This window comes from Maridesulfovibrio spiralis (SeqCode), assembly GCF_048571135.1.
In the GTDB taxonomy this organism is placed as follows: Bacteria; Desulfobacterota; Desulfovibrionia; order Desulfovibrionales; family Desulfovibrionaceae; genus Maridesulfovibrio; species Maridesulfovibrio spiralis.
On sequence record NZ_CP182344.1, the window covers coordinates 4,035,709 to 4,050,210 of the forward strand.

Sequence of the window (14,502 nt, forward strand, 5' to 3'; positions counted from 1 at the left end):
TAAAAGTTTATACTTGCTTCTAAAATAGACTTCATCAACCGTACATTGGCGCACACACGCACCATACCAACACACAAGAATGTTTGTATAAAAAAATGACAGATAGAAATAAGAAGGACAAACACCTCACCACATCAAACTATTGCCAGTGAATTTCAGAAAGCCCAACGTTAGAGCGATATTTATTAATGAGACCCTCCTTCTTCATTTGTTTCAAAACACGTGCAAGCCTTACTGCCAATTCTTTGTGTTTTTTCAATAAAAAGGCATGAAATGAGGTTTCCTGCATAACTCCAGCGGTATAAATATTTCTACCCTCAAACAGTCCATCTGTTATATATGGAGCCGCACTGGAACAGATATAAACTTCGCTCCAGCCTAATACCAACCTTTGGAGTCCTGCTTTAATATCATGAACACTATGCATTTTTTCCCACGGAGCTCTAGCTCGCAACATCTCAAGAGTCCTTTTTGACCCGTGTCTGTAATCGATCCTTAACTGAGATCCTACCAGGCTATCCCAACCATCTAGTTTCAAGTTAGGATCTTTTGAATAGGCTACAATTGCAGAAATAGAGTGAGGTTCTTCAACACGAACCAAGTTAGGGTGTGCATCTGAATAGCTATAAACACGACTAATATCTCCATCCAAATTCTCGGATCTATCGATAATCCGACTTAGTCTTTTCAAAGGAAAGGATTTAAACCCAACGTTAATACCAAGACGCCTAAAAGCTTCCGTGTATATTGTTGTATGCAATACTCCCCAACAGTCTTTTTTACTACGAAGCCCTAAAACAATTTTTTTACTCTGCACAATATCACTTGTTGCATTAGCAGTAGATTCTACATTCAGAAATTCTTTATCATAAGTATAACCTCGATCCCACCACGCTAAAGAGGAAAAGCACAACAAGAAAACAATAACTATCTTTATCAAAACACCCAACCTCAAACAAACCTATTTTTGAATCATTTAACTTAAAACTGTAAAACGGATTTACAACAACGATAAACTTTATATGCTGCATCATCAATTTTAAATATAGGAGAAACCAAACAGCAACCGACTACTAAAAATTAAACAGTTATCACCATGTTCCTCCCTTGTCCTTTAGCTTGGTACATAGCCTGATCTGCCCTTTGAATCAATTCTTCAACTTGCTTATCTGTATCCAACACTCCAGTAATGCCGATGCTCACAGTAACATTAAATGAATTTATCCCTTCACATATAACGGAGTCTGCTACAGCCTGCCTGAGCCGCTCTGCAATATTTGTGGCCCCTTCAACACCCGTCTCCACTAGCAATATTGCAAACTCCTCACCCCCAAGTCGTCCAAATCCGTCACTACCTCTTAACTCTCCAAGACAAACCTGAACAAATTTTTTCAAACAGATATCCCCTACGTGATGACCATATGTGTCATTGACCGATTTAAAATTATCAATGTCCATCACCAGCATAGATACTGTACGGTCATATCGCTTACATCTGGAGAACTCACTTTTGACATAATCAATAAAACTTCGCCTATTCTTTATGCCAGTTAATGAATCTGTGGATGCCACCTTCCTGATTTCCTTTTCTAGTTTGATTCGCTCTAAAATCTCTTTTTCCAATTCAGAATTTTTTAATTTTAGCTTTTTAGTCTGTTCATCAACACGCAAGTCCAGCTCTTTATTTATCCGTGCAAGGACAGCCTGACGACCTTTGGCAACGATTAGGCGCCAAGCCAATATGCAGGCACAAATGGGGATTATGGATAAAACAGACAGAATAAAAGCTTGGTAACGTTCATAAATTCCAGGACGTTGAAAGGAAATAAAACTATCTTCAGGAAGCATGAAAGGTGTTATGCCGAAAACTTCCAACTCTCGAGAATCAAACATTGCTTTATTGGTGTTGGTCAGCTGGACCGGAATAGTATCTGCGGGGTGGCCTTCAATAATTTTTATTGTTTTTTGGGCAGCAGCAAAACCTTGCTCATATCCCGAGGTAATAATCCCGCCAACGATTCCGTTGCCGAAATAAAATTCCCAAGAGCCATAAATCGGAACCTTAGACGCATCATGAAGTAACCTTATTGCGTCTGCATAAGAAATAAATGCCCCAGATCTATCACGATTGAACGTAAGCAGATAAATTAAATCATTCTCACCCAACTTCGAGATGGGCTGTGTTATCTCTTTGAGGCAAAAATCCTGATAAAACTTAAACGTAAATCTATCTATAAACTTGTCTGCTGCTAACTCAAACTCTTTCTTAATACTTTGGCCAGTCGGCGTTTTATCAAGGATAACAACAATATTATTTCGATCTGGATGAATGTCGGACATCAACTGCAATGTTCCGCTGTAGTCGATAGTCTCAACAACCCCTGTTACGTGCTCAATCCCTTTTACCAAGTCAGGTTTAAAATTATTTACACCACAAAAAACTACCGGGATCTCAGGATATAATTCGGCGCCATATTTCTGGATAAAGTTAAGGGCGTTATTGTCTGAGCAAATAATCAAAGAATATTCAATCTTATTCAACTTGGATTTAAATCTTATAAAATTTACGAGGTAATCCTGATATTCTTCCCCTGAATTCCTTTTTGTATCCAAATATTCGTAGTGAAGCTCAACATTATTGGAAATAGAGGAAAGCCCCTCTTCAATGCCTTCTGAAATGCTATCCGTCCACTGTAGTCCCTGATGGTATGAATGCAGAATGAGAATATTTAATTGTTGAGGACTGCTTTTCGCAGAACTGACAAAAATAAATGAACAAAAACAGAATATTGCAAAACAATTCAAAAATATCCGGCACCATGCCCACGCTACCATTAAAAAATTACCTTTTTAAAGGATAAACAACCTTATTCTCATTCTTTAGAATAAAACAAAACAATTGATGATTGCTATAAGCATGCGCCATACCAAAACACAAACCATTGATTTTAAAAAACAAATAACCTCTAAACTCAATACAACAAATTGAGTGTCCGGCAATCATACACTTTACAACATTCAAGTATGTGATCAATTACATATGCATCATCGAGAATCACTACAACTAAAGAAATAACGCCCCACTGTATGATAATCGGACATTGTTTTGCATTGTCTGATTACCGTACATTTAGTAAATGTGGTGCTGCGTCGAGTTTTTGATACAAGGTTGAACGAGCAATACCCAGCCTGCGTGCGGAGCGGGAGATATTACCACCTTCTTCTTCAAGAACCATTGCTATGGCTGCATGTTCGGCAAGTTGCAGCAACGATTCGTTTTCAGATTCTCCACCTGAACGAGAGGCTCTGGTGCGCTGCTTGATGCCATTTGTCATCCAAGCCTTACGAATCGTATCCGGTAACTGGTCTGGAGTTAGAATATCCATATCTAAGCCAAGAACAACAGCGCGCTCAAGCACGTTTCGCAGCTCGCGGACATTCCCCCTCCAGGAGTAGGAAACAAGGGCTTCATAAAAATTATCGTCAGCTTTAATACTCTGTCGTGAATACTCGTTGGATATTTGTTCCAAAAAATGCATGGTCAAAAGGCGAATATCTTTAGCGCGTTCTCTTAATGAAGGGATTTGAATAGGAAAAGTTGCAATTCGATAATATAAATCTTCCCTGAACCGGCTCTGGTTAACTTCCTCAAGCAGGTCTACTTTGGATGCGGCAATTAATCGCAAATTGAGCGCAATTTCCCCAATTCCACCAACCCGAACCATACTTTTCGAAGAGAAAGCGCGTAGTAGCTTTACCTGAAAACTAAGAGGCATTGCTTCAACCTCATCGAGAAACAGGGTTCCTCCTGAAGCAGCCTCAAGCCTGCCCGGCTTTCCTGCCTCCCTTGCCCCGGTAAAGGCTCCCGGCTCATAACCGAACAGCTCACTCTCAATAATATCAGCAGGAATGGCTCCACAGTTAATAGCGACAAACGGACTCTTGGAGCGATCGGAGGCTGCATGTATTGCTTGCGCAAACAGTTCTTTGCCTGTCCCGGACTCTCCGATAAGTAAAACACTTGAATCGGTAGCGGACACCATAGAGGCGAGCTCGCGCGCCTTAACAATTTCTGAACATGAACCGACAATATCACCAAAAGTATAGCTGGTTCGGTTTGATTGGGTAGCAGAAAGGCTCATTATCCGGCCACTATCTTCGATCATGACCAATGTTCTTGCGCCATTTTCGATGGAGTGAACATTTATAATAAATGATTTTTTCTTACCGTTAATTGATAAAGTGTGCTCTTTTTCTGTATGAATTTTACTTCTGGTATTGAGCTGTTTGGAGTGCAGGATTTTCTCAAGTTCCCTGCATCTTCGCCCAGCATTGGCTTTGGGGGATATTGCGAACAACTCAAGAGCTTTTCTATTGAAACTCACCACCTTCCCGGAGGAATTCAAAGCAATCACTCCCTGCGGCAAATATTCTATAATGGTCTCCAACTCTGAATTAGAGACTTTCAGTGAAGTCACGGTCCTGTTCAAAGCGAGCTGGTTTTCAATTGCCTTGGCAATCGAAGTTGTCAATCCGAGGGTCTGTCGATTCTGTGGAGTTGCATAGCTCAATATATTCAGAACACCGACAAGTTCAGCGTCCGGAGTGAATATTGGGGTAGCCGAGCAGTTCAGATTGTGAAGGTGCACATTGAAATGTTCCGGACCAATAACCTGAGTTGTCTGTTGTAACGCAAGACATAGACCAGCAGCATTTGTCCCCAGAACATCCATACTGACGTTGCAGCCAGGAACAAATCCATTGTACTCCGATTCCTGCAAAAGAGCAGGATCACCGCAGGCGCAAAGGAAGTACCCCTCAAAATCAATACAATCTATACGCAACCCGCTGCCCGCAATCACCTCATTAATCATTTTCATGAATGGTTGAGCAGCTGTAATGAGCTCTTGTGATCGCTCAAGCAAGAAGTCTGTATTATGATGATAGGCAACTCTACTGTTAATATCTATCCCTTTATTCTTTGAATAGTGCCAGGATTCTAAAATTTCAGGTCGTATGGAGGATTGGTCAACCTCGTTTCCTGCAATAAACCTTTTCCACTGTAGAATGATTGTTTCACGATCGTGATTTTGCATGACCCAAAACCTGTTTTAAGTATTGAGGACTAGTTAAAATTTATATTCTCCGTCTATATCGCTATATATACATTTTCTAAAAAGTACCTTTTTACTGTAAACATTAAAAACAACACTTCTTTGCAAGTAACAAAATTTATTATTTAGTAATAATTGCAAAATACAGCAATAATATACATAGAAAACAATATAAAAGATCTCAATTTTGAAAAATCATATTCCATATGAAGTCAAATTTGTCAATTTAAAATTTAAAACTATAAAAAATAACAGATACGCAAAAACATAAATTAATTTATCACAAAAGGTTGGCTCCACTATAAATATAACGGAAAATTATGAGAGACGTAGAGACATTGAGGTCTTCCCCTACTTCAGCCCATTTTCAAAACTGCCGAAAACTACCTATAACTACCGAGTTTTGTACGCAGATTTGCGGACACTTTGCGGACACGTATAAAGCAGACTCTACGCTCTAAAATTCCACAATAGAACACCCACCACATTCAAGCAGCAGGTGTTCTATTTTCATTACTTCTTAGGATATCCAACACTCTGGGCAAGAACAATTTTCTGGTCGGCCTTCAGGTCCATCGCTTCTGCAAGCTTCTCTCTTTTGATCAGGTCACGCATGACTGTTACCAGTCCATTAACCGCACAGAAGAGGTATACATTCTGTCCGATGAATCCGGCATTAGCCGCAGTTAGCATGGCCTTTTCTTCGTCCGGCATCTTTTTCATTTTGGAATAATTGGAGACATAGACGATGTTGACCGGTGCATGTTTTACGTATCCTTGGGTTCCGGCTATTTTCCTATAGTCCCCTGTGACAACCTGATTCAGGCTGTGCGCGTCAGGGTCATAGACAAACAATCCCGAAGCAGTGATCACATAAAGATCAATTTCCTTTTTGTTCCACGCTGAGGGAGCAGTTCTTTTGCCGGATTCGGGCCGGTTCACACCACAAGCCGCCCAGAGTAAATCTGAGAGCTGCTGTTCAGAAAGAGGTGTTTCTGCAAATGATCTGCTGCTTTTACGATGCTGTAATGCATATTGAAGCGACCCTTCCTTGCCTCCAGATGGTTTAGGCAGATTTACTGCTTTTCCTTCCGCTGCCAACAGGTTCCTAACTCCCATAACTCCCGCTATTGCTCCGCCTGCAACCAGGCCCAATACTTTTCTTCTTGAAAATTTCATTTCTGCTACCTCTCTTCGAATTTAAATACTTATATTTTCCAACTAACTACCTATGAGATAAAATCTTCAGGCAGGTCGGCAATCTCGGGGACGGGATAACGGCTTATCTTTTTTTCGCTCATGTCATTCTCCAATTTCAGGCTTCTTTTCTGGTAAAATTCTACTAAATCCAATTCCTGCGCTGGTCATGAAACATCTTTTCAAGCTGGCCGTGATCAAAATCATTCATGGCTTTTTGCACTGTCCGGTAACGGTCAGCATTGTCCAGATCATCAAGGCAGCCATAATATCTCTGTCTGCGCCCGAAGATGAAATTAAGCTGATCTTCTTTATTTAAAGCGAGAAAACGATTGATTACAGAGAGCATTTTTCCTTTGTCGCGAGGTAATTCTCCCTGCAACTCAGGCATCAGATTTACGGCGTGATAGTTGCCATACCTGCTCTGGATTCCATTAATCCGCTCCAGAATGCGTTGTTGCTCTTCAATCATTTCCGCTTCGCTGAGCAGGGTAAATTCTCCGGCCTGCTCCATGCTGTCCAAGTGGGTACCGGGCTTCACTGCCAGAGTCAGCACCCGGACTCCACCGGGATTAATACCGTTGATCAGATCCACTGTTCCCTTTGCATGCTCAGCAGTAAGCTCTTTCCCGCCAAGGCCGAGAATGGTAAAAAGCAGGGTCTCCATGCCCGCATCCTGTGCATTGCGGGTTGAATTAAGTATCGACTCCGCTGTGGTTCCCTTGCGCATCTTTTTAAGAACTTCATCCGAACCGGACTCCATGCCGCAATAAAGCATGTTCAATCCGGCATCAGCGATTTCCTGAATTTCCGCCGCAGACTTTTTATTCATGGTCTGGCCCCGACCATAGGAGCTGATCTGCTTTAGGGAGGGAAAGGCCTCTTTAAGGGCGTGCAGCACTTTCACCAGATCGGCAGTCTTCATGGAGAAGGAATCGCCGTCCTGCAGGAAACATTTTTCCACCGGACGACCACCGTAATATTTTTGTGCGGCCAGAATATCCTTTTTAATATCCTCCACAGAACGGATGGAAAATTTCTGTCCCTTGTAAAGTGTGCAAAAAGCGCAACGGTTCCAAGGGCACCCTCTGGTAGTGCGGATGAGCAGGCTGTCCGCCTCATCCGGCGGTCGGATCGGTCCGAGTTCGAAATTTGTCATTATAACTCTCTACTAAGCAATTCGGGTAAGCTCGTTGAGTGTGAAGCTGACGATATGTCCGTCCACTGCGCGAGCGTATTCGGCAATATGAGTATTTGCCAGATGGGTCTGCAAAAGCTCACGGCTGACCCAGTTTTCATAAAAGAAAAAGACTTCCGGACGTTCCTTATCCTGATGCAGGTCGTACTGGATGCAGCCTTCTTCCTTGCGAGTGGGCTCGATAAGTTTCAGCAGTTCGGCCTTGACCAGTTCAATGCTTTCTTTGCGGGCCTCGATCCTTGCGATTACGGTATGTGCTTTCTTCATTTTTATTCTCCTGTGAAATTGTTGGTGAATGTCTGTAAATCAGAATACGCATTTCACTTGATTAGTAAAACGAGTTGTTTTAATTCTTGCGATGAGTAAAACGAATACTGGAGATATAAACATGAAAAACAAGAAGAATCCCTCACTGATGCTTGATGCGGACCTGATTTCCTTGCGGGCGGTGGTGGCTGTTGTGGACGAGGGAAGTTTTTCCGCAGCAGCAAAAAAAATAGGACGCTCGCAATCAGCGGTCAGCCTTCAGATTGCCAAACTTGAAGACCGCATGGAGATCAAGCTCTTTGACCGCAACAGCCGTTCGGTGAACCAGACCCCGGCGGGAGAAATGTTCACCGCCTATGCCCGCAGGATTCTCGATCTTGCGGACGAGGCTTATGCGGCGGTTAGTTCTCCGGTCATTGACCAGCCCCTGCGCATCGGATTTGCGGAATACCTTGTGCCACACCATCTTTACAAGCTGCTATCACGCTTCAAGCAGCGTCATCCCAATGCGGTGATCAATCTGAAAATGGGTATGGGAAGTCTGCTGGTGCAGGAAATGAAAGAGGGGGATCTGGACGTTGTGGTAGCCGGACCGGAAAGCGAAAAAGGGACCATGCTTCTGGAAGAACCGCTGGTCTGGGTAGGTCCGCATGATGATGTGGAAGACCATGAAGGACAAGAACTTGAACTTATCCTCATGCAGCCTCCGTGCAGTTACCGTAAGGCCGCTTTTGAATCTTTGGCTCAGGCTGAGGTTCAATGGAACATGGCACTCAGCGCCAATTCCATTCAAGGCAGTCAGAGTGCTGTTGCTGCGGGGCTTGGAATTTCTGTGGTGCCGAGGTCTGCGGTGAGCAAGGAAACACGAATAATAACCAAGGGCTTGCCCGAACTGCCCAAAACCAGCATCCATGTGTATAATAACGGCATTGATTCCCATCCGCTGATTGAACCGTTTATTGATTTTCTTAGAGAAGAATTCACCGGAATGGGACTGGTTTGATTTAAGTTCTGCTTATTTCCTGCTCTCGGGAACAGGCAAGAGCCTTACATTGTTGATATATTCGAAAAACTCATTTTAACGATTTAAACAACTCGTTTTACATATTGATCATGTCGCTTTACTCTTCCAAAGAGAACACAAATCACCAACGAGGAGTTTTAACCATGGTCAGATCTTTTTTTACCATTGTGGCTTTGTTGACCCTGCTGGTTCCGGCGGTAAATGCTGCCGAGATCGGCACACTTGAAACTGTGACCGAATTTACAGACTATCGCGGCGGCGGTATCGCTATCACCCCGCAGGGACGCATCTTCATCAGTATGTTCCCTATGGACGGACCCAAGTACCGGGTAGTGGAATTAATGGCTAATGAGGAAAAACGCCCTTTCCCCACTATTGACTGGTCTGACGGTCCTGAAATCGGCAAAGTCGGGATCAACGCAGTGATCGGCATCCATAGTGACAGTAATGGCGTACTCTGGATTCTTGACATGGGCGGGGAAAAATATCCGGCTCAATTTGTTGCTTGGGACACTGTGAATAATTAACTTAACAAAGTTATTAAGCTCGACGAAACCGCCACCCTCCCCAACTCTTTTTTACAGGATTTTGTCATCGATGAAGCACACCAGAAAGCCTACATTGCCGACATGACGCTTGGTAACCTTTCCGGCGAAACCAAGCCAGCCATCATCGTGGTCGATCTTAAAAGTGGAAAAGCACGCCGTATTCTGGAAGCAACTCCGGCTTTTATGCCTCCCAAACGGGACGTAGTCATTGACGGTGTCTTGCTTGCATCCAAAACAAAAGAGAATACCACAAACAAATTATATCTCGGCCTGAATCCCATTGCCATCGATGACAAAAATGATTGGCTTTACTTCGGTACCCTAAGCGGTGAAACAATCTACCGTATTCCCGCCGCCGTTGTTGCTGATCCCAAAATGAACGACGAGCAGCGCGCAGCCAAGATTGAAGAGTTCGGTCCCAAGCACCCCAGCGACGGTATCGTCTATGCTCCCGGCATAGGTGTCTTTGCAACCGATGTAGAAAACAGTGCAGTAGGATTGGTAACCAAAGGCAAATATGAAATACTTGCACATGACAAGCAGCTTTCATGGCCCGACAGCATGGCTGTAAGCAACGGTTATGTATATATTACCCAGGATCAGCTGCACCTGTTGCCTCCTTTCAGTCAGGGGCTTGGCTGTGCCAAACCACCATACAAACTGATGCGTTTTCGTTATCAGCCCTAGCAACGAAACAGGAAGCAACAGGATTATCATCCATAAGTCAGATACTATTCGTATCCAGTCAGATAAATATGTTTTCAAGATGGTCAAAATTTTTAACACTATTTTTCTGGACATAAAAAAGTAAACCATCCCCCTAAATGGAGATTTTTGAAATGGACGCAATCGAAATGATCAAAGAGCGCAGAAGTGTTCGCAAGTACAAGAACGAAAAGGTTGACCGTGAACTCATGAAGGAAATCATCGATATCGCCCGCTGGGCACCTTCATGGGCCAACTTTCAGGTTGCCCGCTACACTCTGGTGGATGACCCTGAAGTCATCAAACAGCTGGCTACCGACGGCGTGAAAGGATTCACCTACAACATCAAAACCCTTGAAAACGCCAAGGGCGTTGCCGTACTGAGCTTTGTGAAAGGCAAATCCGGCAAGCTTGATCCTGAAAAGGATGAATACGCCACTGAAAAAGGCAATATCTGGGAAGTGTTTGATGCCGGCATCGCCTGCCAGACCTTCTGTCTCGCTGCCCATGCAAAGGGCATCGGCACCTGCATTTTCGGCGTCATTGATGAAAACACCATCCCCGGTCTCGTCAATCTACCCGAAGACGAAACCGTTGCCGCACTGATCACCTACGGTCACCCCGATGAAGAGCCCCCGGCAACCAAGAGAAAAGAAATCGAAGAAATCGCAAGGTTCATATAGTCATCAGGGCTGAAAAATAATAAATACGCAAAGGCGGGTGCAGGTAACTAAAGATCATGCGCCCGCCTTTTTTAAATTCATCCATGGAGGATGCCGGTGAGCCTCAATCAAGAGACACAGACAAAAGCCCTGCAGGAAGCCCGTCAGGATTTAGCGACAAAAGTGTTGAAATGGACCACGACTGATCATGAAGTTAAGATCTCTGTACCCGGCATGGAATTCCATAAATACACCATGCCGACCATGCCGGTCAGTGTTGTGCATAAGCCGAGTGTCTGTCTTGTGGTGCAGGGATCGAAACAGGTTCAGCTTAATGAAAACATCTATCTTTACGATGCAAACCGCTATCTTTTCACCTCGGTGAATTTTCCCATCATTGCCAACATCGTAGATGCCAGCCCGGAGGTCCCCTTTCTGGGGATTACATGGGAGCTGGACTTACAGGTTGTGACCCGTTTAATCGCCGACAGGGACCTGCCTGCCACAAGCAGCACCCGGACGGAGCGCGGAGTCGCCCTCGGCGAAGTAACACCGGAATTGCTGAATACTTATATCCGGTTGCTTGATTTACTGGATACACCGGACGACATCCCCTATCTGGCCCCGCTGATCCATAAAGAACTCGTCTATCGCCTGCTCACCGGCGATCAGGGCGACAGGCTCCGTCAGGTAGTCAATGCCAACAGTAACAGCAGGCAGATTTCACAGGCCGTTGACTGGATCATCGCCAATTTTGACAAGCCCGTGCGCGGAGAGGAGCTGGCAGCCCGTGCGGGGATGAGTAAATCCGCTTTTCATGAGCATTTCCGCTCCGTCACCGCCATGACCCCGTTGCAATTTCAAAAATGGATGCGCTTGCAGGAAGCCCGCAAACTCATGATATCGGAAAAAATGGATGTCACCAGTGCTGCCACCAAAGTCGGCTACGAAAGTCCCTCCCAGTTCAGCCGTGAATACAGCCGTCAATTCGGGGCTTCTCCCAAACAGGACATCAAGAAGCTTCAGGAAACAATTCACTGATAAGCATCAATATTGCCTGATCAAAATGATCCCTAATCAGCCCCTGCGCATTCATGTGCGGGGGCTGGTTTAGTTTTGAAACGCAACTTCTGGAAAATCAGGCAAGTATTTTGGAAAATCGGTCTATCAACACAGGTATCCCCAATATATCTTAGAAAAAACAACACCCAAACTCCAAGAGGAATAAACCATGAAACGGATCATGCTCTTCAGTATTTTAACAATATTATTATTCGCGGTGACTGCAACCGCGGGACAGACAAAACAGATCACCCCGGACGAGCCGCAAGAAAGTATCAGCCGCTACCCTATCCCAAAGTTCGAAACTTTGCCTGAGGACATCAAAAAAACTTTTCTTGCTGTTCAGGAATCCATGGGGTTCATTCCCAACGTCTTTTTCGCCATGGCTCACCGTCCTGATGAATTCAGAGCTTATCTGGCCTACGGCAAAGCTTTGATGAAACGTGACAGCGGACTTACCCCGGCAGAGAAGGAAATGATCGTGCTTGCAACTTCAAATGACAGCGGGTGTCAGTATTGCGTCATTTCCCACGGTGCATCACTACGCATTAAGGCCAAGGACAAATACATTGCCGAGCCGATAGCCATCAACTACCGCGAAGCCCCGATCACCCCCCGCCAAAAGGCGATGATTGATTTTGCCATGAAAGTTTCAAAAGATTCCCGTGCCATAGCTGAATCTGATTTCCATACGCTCCAGAGTCACGGTTTCAGCAAAGAAGATGTCTGGGATATTGCCGGGATTACCGCTTTCTTCGGTCTTTCAAACCGGATGATGAATTTCGCTGCGGTGCATCCTGATGAAGAATTCTACATGATGGGACGTTAGGAACTAATTATGAAAAAACACATATCCCGCCGTGCATTTATCAAGCTCGGCATCCTTGGAGGAACCTCCAGCGCAATCACAGCCATGAGTCTGTCCGGCAGAAATGTCCCTGCCTGCAACGCAGCCATGAAGCCCGACAACAACATGGTCCTGACCGCGTTTTTCTCACATACGGGCAACACCCGCTACATGGCAGAACAGATTAACGGGCGCGTGGGCGGCGATCTGCTCGAAATCAAAACCATTAAGCCTTACCTCGGGAATGACCGGCAGGTTCACATTACCGCCAAAAATGAGAAGCGCAGGAACTTCAGGCCGAAACTCTCAACAGCCATGCCGGACACATCCAAATATAACGTGTTTTTCATCGGCTACCCCTGCTGGTGGCACACCATGCCCATGACCATGTTTTCGTTTTTTGATCAGCTCGACCTTTCCGGCAAAACGATCATTCCCTTCACTACCCACGGCGGTTCCAAGTGGGGCACGGGACTTTCAGACCTAAAGGCCATTAATCCGCAGTCGGACCTCAAGGAAGGGCTGGCACTCTATGGCCGAAGTGTGAAGAAAAGTTCTTCAGTAAATGAGATCAAGAATTGGCTGTCTTCATCAGGATTCTAGATTGATCCGTGTTGAAAACAGACTTCTATTAAAAATTTGGAGAGAAATTATGACTAAGAAAAAAACAATCAGCAGAAGATCCATGCTCAAGACTTTCGGCATGGCTTCTGTGGCAACTGTAGGCCTCGGCTGTGCTGCAATTTCCAGACAGGCTGAAGCCGCAGCCCCCGAAGAGACTCGGCGCATGTACAAGGTTTACAGCAATGGGCAAATCGGCAGCATGAAGCTCAAAAACAGGTTCATCAAAGCTGCAACCCTGACCGAATCCACCAACGCGGACGGTCGTTTTCTGCCTCAGGGCCTTGAAATCTACCGCAACTGGAGCAAGGGCGGCGTAGCAATGATCGAATCCGGACACATGTCCGTTGTTCCCTTTGATTACCACGGCATTACCCACCACCCGGCCCAGATCTGGGATGACAAGCATATTCCTTACATGAAGGAACTTGTCGGAGCTGTGCGCAGCGGCAACAAGGACTGCAAATTTGTAGCCTTCCTCAACCATCTCGGCAACCATCCCAAGCTGGTTCACGGGCAAGGCGTTTCCGCATCAAATGTCGGCTGGCCGGGACAGAAAAAAGTCGCGCCCAAAACTCTGAACGTAGAAGAAATCAACGAGACTACCGATGCTTTTGCCGCTGCCGCTGTGCGTGCCCAAAAAGCGGGCTTTGACGGAGTTGAGCTTCAGGGTGGGCACCATTTTTTGCTGCACTCATTCATCTCCCCCCAGACCAATAAAAGAACCGACAGGTACGGCGGTTCCACTGAAAACAGGGTCAGGATCGTTGCTGAGATCGTTGAAAAAATCAAAAAGAAAGTCGGTCCAGATTTCCCCATTCTCATAAAAGTTAACAGCTTTGACGGAGGCCCCGGCGGCATTGAGCTGGACACTTTCCCGGAAGTGGCAAAAGCCATCTCCAAAACCGGGATCGACGCCATGGAGCTCAGCGGCGGCAATCCCTCGGTTCCCGACATCGAAGATCCTACCGAGCAGTCCTACCATGCCAAGTACGCCAAGAAAATCGATGTTGACGTTCCGGTCATACTGACCGGCGGCAACAAGGACATCGACATCATGGAAAGACTCTACAATCCCGGCAAAATCGACTTCTTCGCATTGGCAAGGCCGCTGATCCGCCAGCCCGATCTGCCCAATTTTTGGATCAGCAAAAAGAATGATCCCGAATGCACCTGCGAATCCTGCAACGAATGTCTGCGCTATCACGTTTTTGAAGGCAACCCGTTCCTGACATGCCAACTGGATTAGGAAATGCC

The 14,502-nt window shown here is 45.2% G+C and carries 15 protein-coding genes; 8 read left to right on the plus strand and 7 right to left on the minus strand.

The features are described from left to right. Positions 1 to 139: 139 nt before the first annotated feature. The 7 genes from ACNI29_RS18095 to ACNI29_RS18125 all read right to left on the minus strand — a co-directional run bounded on the left by ACNI29_RS18095 (position 140) and on the right by ACNI29_RS18125 (position 7,776). The gene (locus ACNI29_RS18095) at positions 140 to 940 is read right to left on the minus strand and encodes a hypothetical protein (protein WP_419779762.1); all 801 of its coding nucleotides are present in this window, start codon (positions 938 to 940) and stop codon (positions 140 to 142) included. Positions 941 to 1,080: 140 nt separating this feature from the next. Next, entirely contained in the window at positions 1,081 to 2,835 is a 1,755-nt protein-coding gene (locus tag ACNI29_RS18100) for an ABC transporter substrate binding protein (protein ID WP_419779763.1), read from the minus strand. Positions 2,836 to 3,119: 284 nt separating this feature from the next. Continuing rightward, the gene (locus ACNI29_RS18105) at positions 3,120 to 5,096 is read right to left on the minus strand and encodes a sigma-54-dependent Fis family transcriptional regulator (RefSeq protein WP_419779764.1); all 1,977 of its coding nucleotides are present in this window, start codon (positions 5,094 to 5,096) and stop codon (positions 3,120 to 3,122) included. Between the two features lie 531 nt (positions 5,097 to 5,627). Continuing rightward, positions 5,628 to 6,293, minus strand: coding sequence for a nitroreductase family protein (locus ACNI29_RS18110; protein WP_419779765.1), 666 nt, complete (start codon positions 6,291 to 6,293; stop codon positions 5,628 to 5,630). 50 nt (positions 6,294 to 6,343) lie between these two features. After that, positions 6,344 to 6,466, minus strand: coding sequence for a hypothetical protein (locus tag ACNI29_RS18115; protein WP_419779766.1), 123 nt, complete (start codon positions 6,464 to 6,466; stop codon positions 6,344 to 6,346). Further along, positions 6,457 to 7,470, minus strand: coding sequence for a B12-binding domain-containing radical SAM protein (locus ACNI29_RS18120; protein ID WP_419779767.1), 1,014 nt, complete (start codon positions 7,468 to 7,470; stop codon positions 6,457 to 6,459). The genes ACNI29_RS18115 and ACNI29_RS18120 overlap by 10 nt, the downstream gene beginning before the upstream one ends. A gap of 12 nt (positions 7,471 to 7,482) precedes the next feature. Next, the gene (locus tag ACNI29_RS18125; protein ID WP_419779768.1) at positions 7,483 to 7,776 is read right to left on the minus strand and encodes a putative quinol monooxygenase; all 294 of its coding nucleotides are present in this window, start codon (positions 7,774 to 7,776) and stop codon (positions 7,483 to 7,485) included. Between the two features lie 121 nt (positions 7,777 to 7,897). Between ACNI29_RS18125 and ACNI29_RS18130 the strand changes: the two genes are divergently transcribed. The 8 genes from ACNI29_RS18130 (at position 7,898) to ACNI29_RS18165 (ending at position 14,494) form a co-directional block, all read left to right on the plus strand. Beyond that, positions 7,898 to 8,779 (plus strand): LysR family transcriptional regulator, encoded by an 882-nt coding sequence (locus ACNI29_RS18130; protein WP_419779769.1) that lies wholly within the window; start codon positions 7,898 to 7,900, stop codon positions 8,777 to 8,779. 164 nt (positions 8,780 to 8,943) lie between these two features. After that, positions 8,944 to 9,327: a hypothetical protein gene (locus ACNI29_RS18135; RefSeq protein ID WP_419779770.1), complete on the plus strand. Its 384-nt coding sequence runs from the start codon at positions 8,944 to 8,946 to the stop codon at positions 9,325 to 9,327. Positions 9,328 to 9,339: 12 nt separating this feature from the next. Then, positions 9,340 to 10,035 carry an L-dopachrome tautomerase-related protein gene (locus tag ACNI29_RS18140; protein WP_419782121.1) on the plus strand — a complete coding sequence of 232 codons (696 nt, stop codon included), beginning with the start codon at positions 9,340 to 9,342 and terminating at the stop codon, positions 10,033 to 10,035. 152 nt (positions 10,036 to 10,187) lie between these two features. After that, positions 10,188 to 10,736 (plus strand): nitroreductase family protein, encoded by a 549-nt coding sequence (locus ACNI29_RS18145; protein ID WP_419779771.1) that lies wholly within the window; start codon positions 10,188 to 10,190, stop codon positions 10,734 to 10,736. Positions 10,737 to 10,832: 96 nt separating this feature from the next. Continuing rightward, on the plus strand, positions 10,833 to 11,756 hold the full coding sequence (locus tag ACNI29_RS18150; RefSeq protein WP_419779772.1) for an AraC family transcriptional regulator: 924 nt from the start codon (positions 10,833 to 10,835) through the stop codon (positions 11,754 to 11,756). A gap of 190 nt (positions 11,757 to 11,946) precedes the next feature. Continuing rightward, positions 11,947 to 12,606 carry a peroxidase-related enzyme gene (locus ACNI29_RS18155; RefSeq protein WP_419779773.1) on the plus strand — a complete coding sequence of 220 codons (660 nt, stop codon included), beginning with the start codon at positions 11,947 to 11,949 and terminating at the stop codon, positions 12,604 to 12,606. A gap of 9 nt (positions 12,607 to 12,615) precedes the next feature. Beyond that, entirely contained in the window at positions 12,616 to 13,227 is a 612-nt protein-coding gene (locus ACNI29_RS18160; RefSeq protein WP_419779774.1) for a flavodoxin, read from the plus strand. 49 nt (positions 13,228 to 13,276) lie between these two features. Next, positions 13,277 to 14,494 carry an NADH:flavin oxidoreductase gene (locus ACNI29_RS18165; protein WP_419779775.1) on the plus strand — a complete coding sequence of 406 codons (1,218 nt, stop codon included), beginning with the start codon at positions 13,277 to 13,279 and terminating at the stop codon, positions 14,492 to 14,494. Positions 14,495 to 14,502 lie beyond the last annotated feature (8 nt).